Below are 16,976 nucleotides of genomic sequence, written 5' to 3'. Positions count from 1 at the left end.
GAGGCCGCGATGCTCGATGCCCACCTGCCGCTGATCTTCGTCGCGCTGATGGCGATCGCGATGCTCGCCTACGTCGTGCTCGACGGCTACGACCTCGGCGTCGGCCTGCTGGTGCCGCTGGCCGACGGCGCCGGCAAGGACCGCATGGTCGCCTCGATCGGCCCGTTCTGGGACGCCAACGAAACCTGGCTGGTGCTCGGCGTCGGGCTGCTGCTGGTCGCATTCCCGGTGGCGCACGGGGTGATCCTCGGCGCGTTGTACCTGCCGGTCGCGGCGATGCTGGTCGGGCTGATCCTGCGCGGCGTCGCGTTCGACTTCCGCAGCAAGGCCCACGACGAGCACCGCGGGCTGTGGAATGCGGCGTTCTTCGCCGGCTCGCTGCTGGCGTCGCTGGCGCAGGGCTGGATGATCGGGCGCTGGATCCTCGGTTTCGAGGCCGGCGCGGTACCGCTGCTGTTCGCCGCCTTCGTCGCGATCTGCCTCGCCGGTGGCTATGCGCTGCTGGGCGCCACCTGGCTGCTGCTGAAACTCGAAGGGCCGCTGGTGCAGCGCGCCGCCGGCTGGGGCTGGTGGGCCTTGTGGGCGACCGGGCTCGGCATCGCCGCGGTGTCGATCGCGACGCCCTACGTTTCGCCGCGCATCTTCGAGAAGTGGTTCGCGCTGCCGGGCTTCTTCCTGCTGCTGCCGGTGCCGCTGCTGACCGCGATCGTGTTCGCCGTCTGCGAGAACCACCTGCGCCGGATCCGTCGCGGCGAACCGGGGCGCGACTGGGTGCCGTTCGCGGCGGCGATCGCGCTGTTCGTGCTCGCCTTCGCCGGACTGGCCTACAGCATGTTCCCGTACCTGGTGATCGATCGCATCGTCTATTCCGAAGCCGCGGCGGCGCCGGAGTCGCTGAAGGTGATCCTGATCGGCGCCGCGATCACGCTGCCGATGATCATCGGCTACACGGTGTTCGCCTACCGGGTGTTCTGGGGGCGCAGTACCGAGCTGAGCTACGAGTAGCCGGAGCTTCGTTCCACCAGCGTCGGCGCCGCGTCGGCCCTCACCGTGGCGGCAGCGCCAGCACGACGCCGAACTCGCAGACCACCGGCGGGAAGGTCGTCAGGATCGCCAGGTCGGAGGCGTATTCGCCGTCGCCGGCCGGGTAGCCGTCGGGGATGTCCTCGTCGGCGAACTGCGGCGGGCACAGCGTCACCGGCCCCACCACGGTGTCTTCCGGGCCCAGGGCGCCGCCTTTCCAGTCGATCACCACGCCGCCGTAGTCCCAGTAGAAGCCCATGAACGAGAACGGGCGGCCGTTGATCGCCGTCAGCTCGGCCGCGGTGAGGCCGTTGCGCACGCCGTCGGCGCGCTGCCATTCGGTGACGTCGCTGCCGGCCACCAGCATCGCCGGATGCTCGCCGGTCTCGTCGAGGTGGACTTCCAGCTGGCGCGTCGGCCGGTCCGGGAACAGCACCCAGCCCGGCATCGTTTCGCCTTCGCCGACCGCCAGTTCGCGTTCGACGACATTCTCGGCGCCGTAGCGCGCGCGCAGGGAAGCGAGGGTGTCGTCGCCACTGGCGATGCCGTCCAGCAGGCCGTTCGCCGGCGGCACCGCGGCCGGTGCCGTGTCGGGAATGAGGGTGTCCTGCGCGGCGACCGGCTCGCCGGATACGGTGACGCCGTCGGCGCCGGTGTTCGCATCGTCGGTGGCGGCCGGAGCCGCCTGCGCGCCCACCTCGGCGGGCGGCAGTGACGGATCGGGCGCCGCGGCGCGCTCGCAGCCGGACAGCACCAGGGCACACAGCAGCAGGCGGGCAGGGCGCATCGGGTCACCTCGCGGGGGAATGCGGCGAGTGTAGCCGCAGGTCCTGCGCCGCCGGTGCCCCGGACTCCGGGACCGCCGCTCAGTCCTCGTCGTGGTGGGGTTTCCAGCCCTCCACGAGTTGCTTCTGCACGTTGCCGGGCACCGGTTCGTAATGACTGAACTCGAGCACGTAACGGCCGCGACCGGCGGTGGCACCCTTGAGTTCGGCGGCGTAATCGGTGAGCTCCGACAGCGGCACCTGCGCGCGCACGACGATTTCGCCGTCTCGGCCGCCGTCGGTGCCGTGGATGCGGGCGCGCTTGCCCGCGAGCTGGCCGGTGATGTCGCCCATGTGCGCTTCCGGCGCCGCCACAGTGAGTTCCACGATCGGCTCGAGCACTTGCGGCTTCGCCTTCAGCACCGCATCGAGGAAGGCGCGCTTGCCGGCGGCGACGAAAGCGACTTCCTTCGAGTCGACGCTGTGGTACTTGCCGTCGTAGACGGTCACGCGCACGTCCTGCAGCGGATGCCCGGCGATCGCGCCGCCCTGCAGCACCTGGCGCACGCCCTTCTCGACCGCCGGAATGAACTGGCCGGGAATCGTGCCGCCCTTCACCGCGTCGACGAACTCGAAGCCCTTGCCACGCTCCAGCGGCTCGATGCGCAGGAAAACCTCGCCGAACTGGCCGGCGCCGCCGGTCTGTTTCTTGTGCCGGTGGTGACCTTCGGCGGGCGCGGAAATGGTCTCGCGGTAGGCGATGCGCGGCGGACGCGACGTCACCTCGACGCCGTAGCGCTCGCGGATGCGCTCGAGCATCACCCGCAGGTGCAGTTCGCCCAGGCCGCGGATCACCGTCTCGTTGAGCTCGGCATTGTGCTCGACGTGGAAACCCGGGTCCTCCTCGGCGAGCTTCTGCAGCGCCGTCGCGAGCTTCTGTTCCTGGCCGCGGGTGGCCGCCTCGATCGCCAGCCCGAACATCGGCTTCGGGAAATCGATCGGGCGCAGGTGGATGTGGTCCTCGTCGTGGCTGTCGTGCAGCACCGCGTCGAAGTGGATCTCGTCGACCTTGGCGACCGCGGCGATGTCGCCGGGCACGGCCTGCTCGATCTCGACGTGTTCCTTGCCCTTCAGCCGGAACAGGTGGCCGACCTTGAACGGCTTGCGGCCGTCGTCGACGAACAGCTGGCTGTCGCGGCGCACCGTGCCCTGGAACACGCGGAACACGCTGAGCTTGCCGACGAACGGGTCGTTGACGATCTTGAAGACGTCGGCGATCACGTGCGCCCGCGGATCCGGCGTCGCCGTGATCGGCTCGCCGTTGCGCTCGAAGGCCGGCGGGTTGCCCTCGTCCGGATTCGGGAACAGTTTCTCCGCGAGTTCCAGCAATTCGGCGACCCCGGCGCCGGTCCGCGCCGACACGAAACACACCGGCACCAGATGGCCCTCGCGCAGGCACTGCTCGAAGGCGTCGTGCAGTTCGGCGCCGGACAGGCCTTCCTCGCCGTCGCTGAGGTAATGGTCCATCACCTGTTCGTTGATCTCGACCACCTGGTCGACGATCTTCTGGTGGAAGTCCGCCACCGGCCCGAGGTCGGAGTCGCCCTGCGGATTGAAGAAGCAGTCGACGACGCGGCGGCCGCCGTCCGCGGGCAGGTTCATCGGCAGGCATTCCGGACCGAATTCCTCGCGCAGCGCCGCCAGCACCTCGGCCGGGCGCGCGCCGTCGGCGTCGATGCGGTTGATCACGACGACGCGGCAGAGCTCGCGTGCCTTCGCGGCTTCCATCAGACGCCGGCTGCTCCAGCCGATGCCGGCGACCGCGTCGACGACGATCGCGACGGTCTCCACCGCCGACAGTGCCGACAGGGTCGGGCCACGGAAGTCCGGATAGCCGGGCGTGTCGATCAGGTTGATGTGGAAGCCGCCGTGGTCGATGGCGGCGATCGCCGTGTTCAGCGAATGCCCGCGCGCCCTTTCCATCGGATCGTGGTCGGACACCGTGGTGCCGCGTTCCAGGCTGCCTGTCGCTGGAATCGTGCCGCCGGCATGCAACAGGGCTTCGAAGAGGGTGGTCTTGCCGGCGCCCGGGTGGCCTGCGAGGGCCACGTTGCGGATCTGTTCCGTCGAGTAGGACATGAGGCCGTGCTCCCGCGTGGGAATGGCCGGGCTAGGGTCGCGCCGGGGGGAGGGCGCGTCAACCGCAATGACCCTCGGCCCGCCCACCTGTAGGAGCGGCTTCAGCCGCGATGCTCCTCGCCGTAGGAGCGGCTTCAGCCGCGATGCTCCTCGCCGTAGGAGCGGCTTCAGCCGCGATGCTCTTGTCGATGGTGAAGAGCATCGCGGCTGAAGCCGCTCCCACGGGACGGGGATCGCGGCTGAAGCCGCTCCTACAGGGTGCGGGAGGCGAGGGCGCGCGCGACCGTGCCCGCGATCCCGTCCATCGCCCGCTCGATCTCCGCCTCGTGCCGGCGCCACTTGTCGGGCGCCGGCGCGGTCAGGGTGTAGCGCGACAGCGGCAGGGTCGGGCCGAGTTGCCGGTCCCACTGCCAGCCGGCCCAGGCGGCGACGCGCTGCACCTGCGCCTGCGGGTCGGCGGTCACGTCGGCGTGGTCGACCGCGATCCAGTGCTCGCGCGGCAATGCCTGCAGGTCGTCGAGCAGCGTGCGCATGCACGCGTCCCACTGCCCGGCGACGATGTCGGCGAGCGGCCTGCCGGCCAGTTCGCGCCAGCCCGGGGTCAGCAGGAAGGACCACGGCGGCCCGCTCCAGCCCGGCAGCTGCGGATACATCACGAAGTCGCCGGAACTCCAGCCGTCGATCATGCTGCCGAGCACCTGACGCGGATCGCGGTACAGCCAGATGAAGCGCGCGTCCGGGAACAGCGTGCGCAGGAAGGGGATGCGCAGGGCGTTCTTCGGCGTCTTCTCGAGCATGCGGATCGTCGCGCCCGGCGCCGGTGCCCGGCGTTCGCGGTCGCGCAGCGCGGCGAAGAAACGCTGCCGCAGCTGCTCGTCGATGCCGTCGGCGGCGTCGGCCGCGGTCAGCACGTTCGAATCCCAGCCGCGCGCCGACGGCGACAGCGCCGCGAGACCTTCGATCAGCGCATGGCTCTCGTCGCCGGGGCTGTAGACGCCGGGGGCCTTCGCCAGCGTCTCGAACAGCAGGGTCGAGCCCGAACGCGGCGGGCTGACGATGAACACCGGACGGTCGAACTGGTGCAGGCTCGAGCCGCTGGTGCTGGCGATCGGCTTGCGTCGCACCGGCGTTTCCGCAGCCGGCGCACCGTGCACGTCCTGGCGCGAGGCGGCGCCGCTGGCGTCGATGTCGGCCAGGGCGACGTCGAACACGTGCGACTGCAGCGCGAACCACAGGCCGACCTCGTTGCGCAGGCCGATCTCGCCGACGCCGAGCGCGAGCAGGCGGGCGGCGGTGGCGTCGAGCAGGGCGCGGTAGCGTGGCCAGCCGCCGCGGTCCTCGCCGTGCGCCGCCCACAGCGCCAACCAGCGCCGCGAGAAGTCGAGCAGGGCCTGCTGGATCGCCGGCAGGCGTGGATCGCCCACCGCTTCGCCGAGCAGGAACACGAAGTGCTCGCGCATCTCCCACGGCGACATCACCAGCGGCAGGTTCACCGTCTCGAAGTCGAGCGGCGGCGCCGGCCGCGCCGGGTCGAAGGCGAACGGCGCGGCGTGCCAGCCCGGCGCTTCGCGGCCCGGCGCGCGGCCGGCGGCGATCAGCGACCACAGGCGCTCGCCGCCGACGGTGTCGAGCACCAGGTGGATGCGCTCCTGGTTGCTCTCGTTGAGCACGCGGTGCCGGCGCCAGGTGTCGAAGATCCAGCACTCGCCGGGCGCCATGTTCACTTCGGCGTCGCCGCACTGGAAGCGCACGCCGGGCGTGGTCACGATCGGCACGTGCACGCGCATGCGCTCGCGCCAGTAGTAATTGGTGTCGACGTGGGCGCTGACTTCCGACTGGCCGTAGAGCTTCATCAGGCGGGCGCGGCCCCAGGTGGCGCCTAGCGCCTCCATCACCTGCATCACCTTCGGCAGCCGCTGCAGGTGCGGGGTCGGGCGCATCACCCCGGCGAGGTCGTCGTTGTCCGGGTCGCCGCCGGTGGTCACCAGGGTCAGGGCGCTGTTGCCGGCAACGCCGACCGCGCGCGCGCGCCAGTGCCGGTCCTCGATCTGCGCGATCTCCGCGGCGAGGGCGGCGGCGTCGAAACGGATCGGCAGCTGGACGAACGGGACCTGCAGTTTCATCGCGATATCCGGGAGGCGAACGCGGCATTTTAGCCCGCCGCCGTGCCGTGGCCCCGGGCCGCCACCCCCGATCCCCGGCGGGCGTAGACTCGGCCCACCACCGCCACTGGAGCTTCGCCATGGGATTCAAGCGCCACGCGACCGCCCGCTGGGAGGGCGACCTGAAGTCCGGCCAGGGCCGCATGAGCACGCCGCAGAGCGGCCTGTTCGAGGGCACCCGCTATTCGTTCGGCACCCGTTTCGGCGACGAGAAGGGCAGCAACCCCGAGGAACTGCTCGCCGCCGCCCACGCCGGCTGCTATTCGATGGCGCTGAGCTTCATCCTGCAGAACGCCGGCCATACCGCCGAGCGCATCGACACCAAGGCGGAGGTACAGATGGAGACCGCGCCGGGCCCGCACGCGACCGGTGTGCACCTGACCGTCAGCGCCAGCGTGCCGGGGCTGTCGGCGGAGGAGTTCGCCGCTTTCGCCGAGAACGCCAAGGCCAACTGCGTGATCTCGAAGGTGCTGGCGATCCCGGTGACGATGGACGCCCGCCTCGCCTGAGGCCTTGCCTGAACCGGGGGGCTGCCGTAGGCCGGCGGCCGCCCGCGATTCAGCCCGAATTCGGCGAACCGGAACGATGCTGGCCCGGCGCCGATCCCCGGCGACAGGAGTTCCCATGAAGCGCTCGATGCTCGCCCCGCTGGTGCTCGCCCTGACCGCCGTGTCGACGGCGCAGGCCCAGTCGTACGACGACCGTGGCTACTACGACCGCGACGGGTACGGCAGCGCCGCCATCCAGGACGTCGCCCGCGTGACCCGCGTGGAGCCGATGGTCGAACGCGTGCAGCAACCGGTGGACCGCCAGGAATGCTGGTACGAGGAAGAGCCCGCCTATGCCTACGAGGACGACCGTCGCGGCGTTCCGCGCACCAGCGGCGGCGGCGCGGTGCTCGGCGCGATCGTCGGCGGTGCGCTGGGCAATACCGTCGGCCGCGGTGACGGTCGCCGCGCGGCGACGATCGCCGGCGCGGTGATCGGCGGCACGATCGGCAACAACGTCGAGCGCGAGAACATCCGCCGCCAGGACGAGTACTACGGTCGCGACGACGCGCCGGTCGCCACGACCGAGGTCCGCCGCTGCCGCGTCGTCACCGACTACCAGCCCGACGAACGCGTCGTCGGCTACCGGGTCGAATACGAATACGCTGGCCGCCGCTTCGAGACCGTCACCGACCGCCACCCGGGCAGCCAGCTCCGCGTGCGTGTCGAAGTGATCCCGGAAGACTGATCCGGAATCACCGGAAGTCGCCAGCGAAGGGGCCCGAAAGGGCCCCTTCCGCTTCCACGGGTTATGGTTGCGGCGGGACCTCCGGGGAAGCGCCATGCGTCGACTCAAGCCACTCGTTGCTCGTTCCTCGTTTCTCGTTTCCCTGCTTCTCGCCGGCGCCGCCAGCGCCGCCGACACCACCGTCCTCGTCAACGCCCGCATCCACACCGGCAACCCGGACCAGCCGGCCGCGACGGCCATGGCCTGGGACGCCAGCGGGCGCGTGCTCGCCGTCGGCGACGAGGCGCCGCTGCTGCTGCACTACGGCGGCCTCCGTATCGTCGATGCCGGCGGCGGCGTCGTGATCCCGGGCATGATCGACGCCCACGCCCATCTGATGAACCTCGGCTTCGCGCTGCTGCGTGCCGATCTCGTCGGCGCCCGCGACAGGGCCGAGGTGATCGCCCGCCTGCAGGCCTTCGCCGCCGATCTGCCCGACGGCGCCTGGCTGCTCGGCCGCGGCTGGGACCAGAACGACTGGCCCGACAAGGCCTTCCCGACCGCCGCCGACCTCGATGCCGCGTTCCCGGACCGGCCGGTCTGGCTGGAACGCGTCGACGGCCACGCGGGCTGGGCGAACTCGGCGGCGCTGCGCGCGGTGGGCCGCGACCTGTCCGGCGACTGGCAGCCCGACGGCGGCCGCATCCTGCGCGACGGCGAGGGCCGGGCGACCGGCGTGTTCATCGACGCCGCCTCGGCCCTGGTCGACGCGGTGGTGCCGCCGGCCTCGCACGCATTGCGCGCCGAGGCGCTGGAACGCGCGCTGGCCGCCGCGGTCGCGAACGGCCTGACCGGCGTGCACGACATGGGCGTGTCGCTGGACGACCTGCGGCTGATGCGCGAGTTCGCCGACGCCGGTCGCCTGCCGCTGCGCATCCGCGCCTATGCCGACGGCGATGCCGCGGCGCTGGCGGCGCTGTGCGCGATGGGTCCCTACGAACACGGCGGCGGCCGGCTGGCGATGCGCGGGGTGAAGTTCTACGTCGACGGCGCCCTCGGCAGCCGCGGCGCGGCCCTGCTCGAAGACTACAGCGACGAGCCCGGCCACCGCGGCCTGCTGGTCACCGCGCCGGAGGACTTCGCGGCCGGTGTGCGCAAGGCGGCCGACTGCGGCCTGCAGCCGGCCAGCCACGCGATCGGTGACCGCGGCGTGCGCATCGTGCTCGACACCTATGCGCGCACCCTGGGGGACGCCAGCGCCGACGATCACCGCTGGCGCGTCGAACACGCGCAGGTGATCGCGCCGGAGGATTTCAGCCGCTTCGCGGCGCTGCACCTGGTCGCGTCGATGCAGCCGACGCATGCGACCTCGGATATGCCCTGGGCGCAGACGCGCGTCGGCGGCGAACGCATCCGCGGCGCTTACGCCTGGCAGACCCTGCGCGCGGCCGGCGTGCCGCTGGCGCTGGGCTCGGATTTCCCGGTGGAATCGGTGGATCCGCGGCTCGGCCTGTACGCGGCGGTGAGCCGCCAGGACAGCGAGGGCCGCCCGCGCGGCGGCTGGTTCCCGCGGCAGCGGCTGACGCCGGTGCAGGCGCTCGAGGGCTTCACCGCCGGCGCCGCCTTCGCCGCTTTCGACGAGGCCGAACTCGGCCGGCTGATGCCGGGCTACCGCGCCGACTTCGTGATCCTCGACGCCGACCCGCTGGCGATGCCGGCGACGCGCTTGCCGGTGCTGGTGGTGCGCTCGACCTGGGTCGACGGCGAGGCGGTCTACGAAAAAACGGTGTCGGAAACAGTTGATCCGGGAGTGTCCCGGGCTCCGCCGCAGCCCTCTCCGGATTAACCGTCTCTGACACCGTCGCGTTTCAGTCGAGTGCGTCGATGCGGTCGTCGAGCCGCAGCCAACCGTGCTTGCGCTCGCCGTATACCGACACCGTCGGCGCCGGAAACGCCGGATCGGCGAAGGCACCGACCGGGATCATCACGACGCCGGGCAGGGCGTCGGCGCGGTAGTACACGGTCGCGCCGCAGTGCGGGCAGAAGTGGAAGCGGGCGAGGGCGCCGCTGTCGCCGGCGAGCACGAACTCGCGGCGCTCGCCGGCGATCGTCACCGCCGCGTCCGGATACCGCGCCTGCACCGCGAAGGCACTGCCGCTGCGACGCTGGCAGTTCAGGCAGTGGCAGACCGAGACGCGCACCGGTTCGCCGCGCGCCTCGGCGACGAGACGGCCACAGCTGCAGGCGGCGCGCCGGACATCCATCAGCCCAGCGCCGTCCGCGCCAGCGCGAGGCCGCCGAACACCGGCAGACCCTCGAGGCAGTTCAGGTGCGCCCGCGCCAGCCGCTGCATGAACGGCGACAGCGTCGAGTTCGCCGGATCGAAGCCGTTCGCCGCGACGTCGCCGCTCAGCACCAGCGTCGCGCGCACCACTTCCATGACCAGCAGCAGGGCCAGGGTCCAGGCGATGAAGGCTAGCAGGGCGAGGAGGCTGGGACTCACGGCGTCGTGTTCCGGGGGGCTTCGGCTACTGCGCCGGCGGGCCGCCGGCGCGTTCCCATGATGCCACCGGCCCGGCGACCTCCCGGAACAGCGGATGCGGCTCCGGCCGCTTCACCTGCTGCCAGCGCGCGAGCACCGCCGGCGAGCGCGCCGCGAGTTTGCCGCACAGGTGCGTCCATTCGCGGTCGAGCTGGCCTTCGGTCACCGCGATCGTCGCGGGCGGGCCCGCGAGCGCCGGGAACTTCGAAGCGTCGTACGAATAGCCGCGTGCCGTGGCTTCCGCGTGCACGGCGGCGAGGTAGGCGGCGATGGCCGCCGCCGGATCCGGGTGTTCGCGAAAGCGCTCCAGCTGCGGATGCCGGGTATAGCCGCGGGTAGTGCCGCGCAGCACGGCCTGCGCCAGCAGGGTTTCGCGCCAGAGCGCGGTCAGACCCTGCCGGTCGAGATAACGCGGATGCAGGGACCAGAGCCGCACCGGTCAGTCCGGCCAGTCGAGGCGGCCGCGCACGACCGTCTGCACCTGGCCGCCGCTCCAGACCTCGCCCTCGGCGTCGACGCGCAGCTCGAGGCGGGCATCGTGGCCGACTTCGCGGCCCTGGCTGACGACGTAGCGGCCGTCGGCGTTCGGCATCGCGCCGGATTCGTGCAGGAAGGCGGCGAGAGTCGCGTTCGCCGCGCCCGACGCGGCGTCCTCGACCTGCGCCGGCTGCCCGACCAGGGCGCGCACGACGAGGTCGTAGTCGCGGCCCTGGCAGCGCGCGAACACGCACAGGCCCATCGCCTCGTGGGCGCGGGCGAGGGTGGAAATCGCGTCCCAGCGCGGCACCAGGCTGCGCACCGAGGCCTCGTCGACGAGTTCGGAGATCCACCAGCGGCGGCCGCCGTCCATCAGCACCGGCGGCAGCGCGCCGGGCACGTGCCCGCGCAGGGCATTGCTCAGGCGCACGTCCTCGGGCTGGCCGACCTCGAGCACGCGGGCCTTCGGTGCGCGCACCGCGAGCCGGCGTTCGCGGCCGTCGCCACGCACCTCGACCGGCAGCAGGCCGACCGCGCATTCCTGGATCAACACGCCGTCGCGCGGCGTCGCCAGGCCGGCGTCGAGCACCGCATGCGCGCTGCCGATGCTCGGATGCCCGGCGAAGGGCACCTCGCGGCGCGGGCTGAAGATGCGCAGGCGGTAGCTGGCCTCGGCGGTGGTCGGCGGAAAGACGAAGGTGGTTTCCGGCAGCCGGGTCCACTTCGCGATCGCCTGCATCGTGTCGTCGCTCAGGCCTTCGGCGTCGAGCACCACCGCCAGCGGGTTGCCGTCGCCGGGTTTGGCGGCGAATACGTCCAGCTGCACGAACTCCCTGTCCATCACCACTCCTCGCTCGGGGGCCGCGATCGTAACGCTTTCCGGATGCCGGCATCCGCAAGCCGGCGTCCGGAAAGGGTGCGTTGCCGGCGTGGTCCCGCGTCTGGCGGCGATGCGGGCGCTGATGCCGGCGAATTGCCCGGAATGCGGTCATCACGTCGGCTAGACTGCGCGGCGCCGCGTGCGTTGCACGCTCCCCCCGCCGAACCCGAATGAATCCGCCTGCCAACGCCGCACCGGACAACCTCGCCGACTGGACCGTGCTCAAGTTCGGCGGGACGAGCGTCGCCCGCCGGGCGGGCTGGGAGACGATCGGGGCGCTGATGCAGCGCCGGGCGGACGAGGAAGGGACGAAGGTGCTGGTGGTGGTGTCGGCGCTGGCCGGGGTGACCAATGCCCTGCAGGCGATCTGCGATGCCCACGCCGATGCGGACGCGGTGCGCGCCGGCATCGATGCGCTGGTGCATCGCCATGAAGCCTTCGCGGATGAGCTCGGGGTCGAGCGCGGCGCGGTTCGCGACCGGCTGGCCGAGCTGATCGGTCTGGGCGTCGATCCGCGCGCGGCGTCCGGGGCGCTGGACTGGCAGGCGGAAGTGCTGGCGCAGGGCGAACTGCTGTCGTCGACGCTCGGCGCCGCCTTCCTGCAGGCGCAGGGACTGGACGTCGGCTGGGTCGATTCGCGCGACTGGCTGCAGGCGCAGGCGCTGCCGAACCAGAACGGCTGGAGCCGGCGGCTGTCGGCCTCGTGCCTACCGCAGGCGGATGCGCTGACCCGCGCGCGCTTCGCCGACGCCGGGCCGGCGCTGCGCATCGCCCAGGGCTTCATCGCCCGCGGCGAGGACGGCGGCACCGCGATCCTCGGTCGTGGCGGCAGCGACACCAGCGCGGCCTATTTCGGTGCGCTGCTCGGCGCCCGCCGGGTCGAGATCTGGACCGACGTGCCCGGCATGTTCAGCGCCAATCCGCGCGCGGTGCCCGATGCGCGGCTGCTGAGCCGGCTCGACTACGAGGAAGCACAGGAAATCGCCACCACCGGCGCCAAGGTGCTGCATCCGCGCTGCATCCATCCCTGCCGCGAGGCGAGGGTGCCGCTGTGGATCCGCGACACCGCGCGCCCGGACCTGCCCGGCACCGTGATCGACGGCGGCGCCGCGACCGTGCCCGGGGTCAAGGCGATCAGCTCGCGCCGCGGCATCGTGCTGGTGTCGATGGAAACGATCGGCATGTGGCAGCAGGTCGGCTTCCTGTCCGACGTGTTCGAGCGTTTCAAGGCGCACGGGTTGTCGGTCGACCTGATCGGCTCCTCGGAAACCAACGTCACCGTGTCGCTCGATCCCAGCGACAACCTGGTCAGCACCAACGTGCTCGACGCGTTGTGCGCCGACCTCGCCCAGGTGTGCCGGGTGAAGGTGATCGCGCCGTGCGCGGCGGTGACCCTGGTCGGTCGCGGCATGCGCTCGCTGCTGCACCGGCTCGGCGAGGTGTGGGCGCAGTTCGGTCGCGAGCGCGTGCACCTGATCTCGCAGTCGAGCAACGACCTCAACCTGACCTTCGTCGTCGACGAGGCGCTGGCCGACGACGTGCTGCCGACCCTGCACGCGCTGCTGGCGCAGTCGGGGGCGATGCCGGTGCACGAGACGGCGGTGTTCGGGCCGAGCTGGCGCCGCATCTGCGCCGCCGATGCCGCCCGCACGCCGGCCTGGTGGGAGACCTGCCGCGACGAGGTGCTGGCTCGCGCCGCCCGCGGTACGCCGCGCTACCTCTATCACTTGCCGACGGTACGCGAGCGCGCCCGCGAACTCGCGGCGCTGCCGGCGATCGATCGCCGATTCTACGCGCTGAAGGCCAATCCGCATCCGGCGATCCTGCGCACGCTCGAGGCCGAGGGCTTCGGTTTCGAATGCGTCTCCGCCGGCGAGCTCGAGCACCTGTTCGCGGTGCTGCCGGCGCTGGCGCCCGCGCGGGTGCTGTTCACTCCCAGCTTCGCACCGCGCGACGAATACGAGGACGCGTTCGAGCGCGGCGTGCACGTCACCGTCGACAGCCTCGCGCCGCTGCGGCAGTGGCCGGAGCTGCTGCGTGGTCGCCGCGTGCTGCTGCGCATCGATCCCGGCTTCGGTGAAGGCCACCACGAGAAGGTGCGCACCGGGGGCCGCGAGGCGAAGTTCGGCCTCGCCGAGGATGCGCTGCCGGAGTTCCTCGCCGCCGTCCGCGAGCTCGGGCTGCGCATCACCGGCCTGCACGCGCACATCGGCAGCGGCGTGCAGGATCCGCGCCACTGGCGCACGGTGTTCGCGCGCCTGGCCGCGCTCGCCGACCGCATCGGCACCGTCGAGGTGATCGATGTCGGTGGTGGTCTCGGCGTCGCCTACGACCCCGACGGCGAGGCTTTCGACCTCGGCGCCTACGGCGCCGCGCTCGCCGACGCCCGCGCCGGCTGGCCGCATTACTCGCTGTGGGTCGAGCCGGGCCGCTGGCTGGTCGCCGAAGCGGGGGCGCTGCTGCTGTCGGTGACCCAGGTGGCCACGAAGTCGGGCGTGCGCCGGATCGGCGCCGACGCCGGCATGAATGCGCTGATGCGCCCGGCGCTGTATTCGGCCTGGCACCGGATCGTGAACCTGTCGCGCCTGCACGAAGCGGAGGGCGCGCCGGCCGACGTCGTCGGGCCGGTCTGCGAGACCGGCGACGTGCTCGGCCGCCGTCGCTGCCTGCCCGATGCCACCGCCGAAGGCGACGTGCTGCTGGTCGCGCACGCCGGTGCCTACGGCATGAGCATGGCCAACCGCTACAACCTGCGGGACCTGCCCGCCGAGGACGTTTTCGATGTCTGATTTCGACCGCGCCGCCGTGCGTGCCTTCCGCTTCGTCGACTGCGCGTTCGCGCCGGAGAGCGGCGAGGCGCGGCTGGTGTACGCCTTCGACCACACCGACGAGTTCGTCGAGTCGCTGCGCTTTCCCGGCGCGCCCTTCGTGCTCGACGGCGAACGTGCGGCGGCGGTCGCGCGCGCGCTGCGCCTGTTGCACCTGATCGCCGGCGTCAGCTATTACAAGGCGGCGGTGCCGCCGGAGATCGTGATCGAGGGCGAGGGCATCGGCGCCGACACCGCGGCGCTGCTGCAGTCGGTGTACGAGAACGGCCTCGGCGAGTTCGCCTACCGCAACGGCCTGTCCCTGCGCGGCCGCATCCCCTTCCCCTCCGCCCCCGTAGGAGCGCCTGCAGGCGCGATGCCCTCCGCTCCCGTAGGAGCGCCTTCAGGCGCGATGCCCTCCGTAGGAGCGCCTTCAGGCGCGATGCCTTCGCCTGGTGATCCGGAAGAAGCATCGCGGCTGAAGCCGCTCCTGCAACAGCAGCGGCAGCCGCAGGAGCGGGCGCTGGTGGCCATCGGCGGCGGCAAGGACTCGCTGGTGTCGATCGAGGCCCTGCGCGCCGCCGGCGTCGAACAGACCGTGGCCTGGATCGGCAGCTCGCCGCTGATCGCCGCCTGCGCCGCGCGCACCGGCCTGCCGACCCTGAACGTGCAGCGCACGCTGTCGCCGCGGCTGTTCGAGCTCAACCGCGCCGGCGCGCTGAACGGCCACATCCCGGTCACCGCGATCAATTCGGCGATCCTCGTGCTGGCCGCGCTGCTCACCGGCCACGACCAGGTGGTGTTCTCGAACGAGCGCTCGGCCAGTTACGGCTCGCGCATCGTCGACGCCGACGGTCACGTCACCGACGAGGTCAACCACCAGTGGTCGAAGGGCTGGGACTTCGAGCGCGACTTCGCCGCGCACGTGCGCCGGCACGTCGCCGCCGACCTGCGCTACTACTCGCTGCTGCGCCCGTATTCGGAGCTGGCGGTGGCGCGGCAGTTCGCGAAGCAGGACCGCTACGACGCGCACTTTTCCAGCTGCAACCGCAATTTCCACATCCTCGGCGAGCGCCCGACCCAGCGCTGGTGCGGCGAATGCCCGAAATGCCGCTTCGTGTTCCTGGCGCTGGCGCCGTTCATGCCGAAACCGCGGCTGATGGCGATCTTCGGCCGCAACCTGCTCGACGAGCCGGACCAGGCGGGCGGCTTCGACGCGCTGATGGAGTTCCGCGACCACAAGCCCTTCGAATGCGTCGGCGAGGGCATCGAGGCGCGCGCGGCGATGGCGGCGCTGGCGGCGTCGCCGGCCTGGTCCGAGGACGCGCTGGTGCGCCGCTTCCGCGACGAGATCGCCCCGTTGCTCGAGGTCGCCGACCTGTCGATTGCGCCGCTGCTGCAAGCCTCGGATGATCACGGCATTCCGGACGGGCTGTGGGGACGGCTGCGTGCGAATTTCTGAGCTCGAAGGCAAATCCGTCGCGATCTGGGGCTATGGCCGCGAAGGCCGCGCCGCGCTCGCCGCGCTGCGCTGGCGGCTGCCGGCGCAACCGCTGACCGTCTTCTGCTCGCCCGACGAGGTCGAGGCGCTGGCGGAACTGCAGGATCCGCAGCTGACCGTGCTGCCGACGGTCGACGCCGCGGCATTGCGCAGCTTCGACGTCGTCATCAAGTCACCCGGCATCAGCCCCTACACCTCGCCGGCCGCCGATGCGGCGCTCGACGGCGTGACGTTCATCGGCGGCAGCGGCCTGTGGTTCGCCGAGGCGCCGGCCGGGCGCCGCATCGCCGTCACCGGCAGCAAGGGCAAGTCGACCACCACCGCGCTGATCGCCCACCTGCTGCGCGCCGCCGGGCATCGCACCGCGCTCGCCGGCAACATCGGCCTGCCGCTGCTGGAACTGCTCGACGTGCAGCCGCCGCCGGACGCCTGGGCGATCGAGCTGTCGAGTTACCAGACCGGCGAGGCCCAGGATCTCGATGTCGCCGTCGTCCTCAACCTGTTTCCGGAACACCTCGACTGGCACGGCAGCGAAGCGCGCTACTTCGCCGACAAGCTGGCACTGGTCACCCGCGGGCGGCCGCGGGTCGCGGTGCTCAACGCCGCCGACGCCGCGCTCGCCGAGCTCGACATCCCCGCCGGCACCGCGGTCGCCTGGTTCAACCACGGTGACGGCTGGCACCTGCGCGACACGGTCGTGCACCGCGGCGAGCTCGCCGTGCTCGATGCCCGCCACCTGCCGCTGCCCGGCCGCCACAACCGCCTGAACCTGTGCGCGGCGCTGGCGGCGATCGAGGCCGCCGGTTTCGACGCGGTCGCGGCGGCCCCGGCGGCGGCAGGCTTCCGGCCGCTGCCGCACCGGCTGCAGACGCTCGGCCAGCGCCAGGGTGTCGAGGCGGTGAACGATTCGATCAGCACCACGCCGCACGCCAGCATCGCCGCGCTCGACCTGTTCCGCGGCCGCCGCGTGGCGATCCTCGTCGGCGGCTACGACCGCGGGCTCGACTGGGGCGTGTTCGCCGAACGCATCGCCGCCGATCCGCCGGCGGCAGTGATCACGATGGGCCAGAACGGCCCGCGCGTGTTCGAGAAGCTCAAGCCGCTGGCCACCGGCGACCGTTTCCTGCTCGCCGAGGCCACGGACATGGAAGCCGCGGTCCGCCTCGGGCTGCAGGCCCTCGGCAGCACCGGCGTGCTGCTGCTGTCGCCGGGCGCGCCGAGCTTCCCGCGCTACCGCGACTACACGGAGCGGGGCAGGCATTTCGCCCGCTGCGCGGGTTACGACCCGGACGTGATCGCGTCGATTCCCGGCCTCGGCGTCGCCTGAACCCCGATCCGGTGGGAGCGGCTTCAGCCGCGATGCTCTTCTCCTGATTCGCACAAGAGCATCGCGGCTGAAGCCGCTCCTACAGCGTGCGCGTGCGGGTTCAGGGTGCGGGTACAGGGCGCGCGGCGGCATAGAATCG

The 16,976-nt window shown here is 71.9% G+C and carries 14 protein-coding genes; 7 read left to right on the top strand and 7 right to left on the bottom strand.

What is annotated here, in order from left to right; genetic code table 11:
* Positions 1-9: 9 nt before the first annotated feature.
* Positions 10-1,005, top strand: coding sequence for a cytochrome d ubiquinol oxidase subunit II (locus K311_RS0107670; RefSeq protein WP_026816817.1), 996 nt, complete (start codon positions 10-12; stop codon positions 1,003-1,005).
* Between the two features lie 40 nt (positions 1,006-1,045).
* Here the strand turns inward: K311_RS0107670 and K311_RS17635 are convergent, their stop codons facing one another.
* From K311_RS17635 to K311_RS17630, 3 genes are all read right to left on the bottom strand, one after another.
* Entirely contained in the window at positions 1,046-1,810 is a 765-nt protein-coding gene (locus K311_RS17635) for a hypothetical protein (protein ID WP_051239735.1), read from the bottom strand.
* A gap of 79 nt (positions 1,811-1,889) precedes the next feature.
* Positions 1,890-3,926: an elongation factor G gene (gene fusA / locus K311_RS0107660; protein ID WP_026816816.1), complete on the bottom strand. Its 2,037-nt coding sequence runs from the start codon at positions 3,924-3,926 to the stop codon at positions 1,890-1,892.
* Positions 3,927-4,177: 251 nt separating this feature from the next.
* Entirely contained in the window at positions 4,178-6,049 is a 1,872-nt protein-coding gene (locus K311_RS17630) for a sulfotransferase (protein ID WP_051239733.1), read from the bottom strand.
* 119 nt (positions 6,050-6,168) lie between these two features.
* Here K311_RS17630 and K311_RS0107650 point away from each other — a divergent pair, with 119 nt between their 5' ends.
* The 3 genes from K311_RS0107650 to K311_RS15980 all read left to right on the top strand — a co-directional run bounded on the left by K311_RS0107650 (position 6,169) and on the right by K311_RS15980 (position 9,149).
* Positions 6,169-6,597, top strand: a complete 429-nt coding sequence (locus K311_RS0107650; protein WP_026816815.1) for an OsmC family protein — start codon at positions 6,169-6,171, stop codon at positions 6,595-6,597.
* Between the two features lie 115 nt (positions 6,598-6,712).
* Positions 6,713-7,324: a glycine zipper 2TM domain-containing protein gene (locus K311_RS18895; protein WP_026816814.1), complete on the top strand. Its 612-nt coding sequence runs from the start codon at positions 6,713-6,715 to the stop codon at positions 7,322-7,324.
* Positions 7,325-7,418: 94 nt separating this feature from the next.
* A complete protein-coding gene (locus K311_RS15980) occupies positions 7,419-9,149 on the top strand; it encodes an amidohydrolase (RefSeq protein WP_051239731.1) in 1,731 nt (576 codons plus the stop codon).
* Positions 9,150-9,171: 22 nt separating this feature from the next.
* On the opposite strand, the gene K311_RS0107635 is transcribed toward K311_RS15980, so the two are convergent.
* The 4 genes from K311_RS0107635 to K311_RS0107620 are packed head-to-tail and all read right to left on the bottom strand — an operon-like array spanning position 9,172 to position 11,166.
* Positions 9,172-9,567, bottom strand: a complete 396-nt coding sequence (locus K311_RS0107635; RefSeq protein WP_026816813.1) for a GFA family protein — start codon at positions 9,565-9,567, stop codon at positions 9,172-9,174.
* Positions 9,567-9,806, bottom strand: coding sequence for an MAPEG family protein (locus tag K311_RS15975; protein WP_051239729.1), 240 nt, complete (start codon positions 9,804-9,806; stop codon positions 9,567-9,569). The genes K311_RS0107635 and K311_RS15975 overlap by 1 nt, the downstream gene beginning before the upstream one ends.
* A gap of 25 nt (positions 9,807-9,831) precedes the next feature.
* The gene (locus K311_RS0107625; RefSeq protein WP_026816812.1) at positions 9,832-10,281 is read right to left on the bottom strand and encodes a pyrimidine dimer DNA glycosylase/endonuclease V; all 450 of its coding nucleotides are present in this window, start codon (positions 10,279-10,281) and stop codon (positions 9,832-9,834) included.
* Between the two features lie 3 nt (positions 10,282-10,284).
* The gene (locus K311_RS0107620) at positions 10,285-11,166 is read right to left on the bottom strand and encodes a PhzF family phenazine biosynthesis protein (RefSeq protein ID WP_154659509.1); all 882 of its coding nucleotides are present in this window, start codon (positions 11,164-11,166) and stop codon (positions 10,285-10,287) included.
* Positions 11,167-11,372: 206 nt separating this feature from the next.
* On the opposite strand from K311_RS0107620, the gene K311_RS0107615 reads away from it, so the two are divergent.
* From K311_RS0107615 to murD, 3 genes are read left to right on the top strand one after another with little or no spacing between them, the layout of a single operon-like run.
* Positions 11,373-13,991, top strand: a complete 2,619-nt coding sequence (locus K311_RS0107615) for a bifunctional aspartate kinase/diaminopimelate decarboxylase (protein WP_026816810.1) — start codon at positions 11,373-11,375, stop codon at positions 13,989-13,991.
* A complete protein-coding gene (locus K311_RS18695; RefSeq protein WP_026816809.1) occupies positions 13,984-15,471 on the top strand; it encodes a MurL-like N-terminal domain-containing in 1,488 nt (495 codons plus the stop codon). The genes K311_RS0107615 and K311_RS18695 overlap by 8 nt, the downstream gene beginning before the upstream one ends.
* A complete protein-coding gene (gene murD / locus K311_RS0107605) occupies positions 15,458-16,837 on the top strand; it encodes a UDP-N-acetylmuramoyl-L-alanine--D-glutamate ligase (RefSeq protein WP_026816808.1) in 1,380 nt (459 codons plus the stop codon). Before K311_RS18695 ends, murD begins: the two co-directional genes overlap by 14 nt.
* The last annotated feature ends 139 nt before the right edge of the window (positions 16,838-16,976 follow it).

The sequence above is a fragment of the Arenimonas composti TR7-09 = DSM 18010 genome (assembly GCF_000426365.1).
Taxonomy (GTDB): Bacteria; Pseudomonadota; Gammaproteobacteria; order Xanthomonadales; family Xanthomonadaceae; genus Arenimonas; species Arenimonas composti.
Note: the sequence above shows the minus strand (reverse complement) of the source record. Positions and strands in the feature narration are given on the sequence as shown.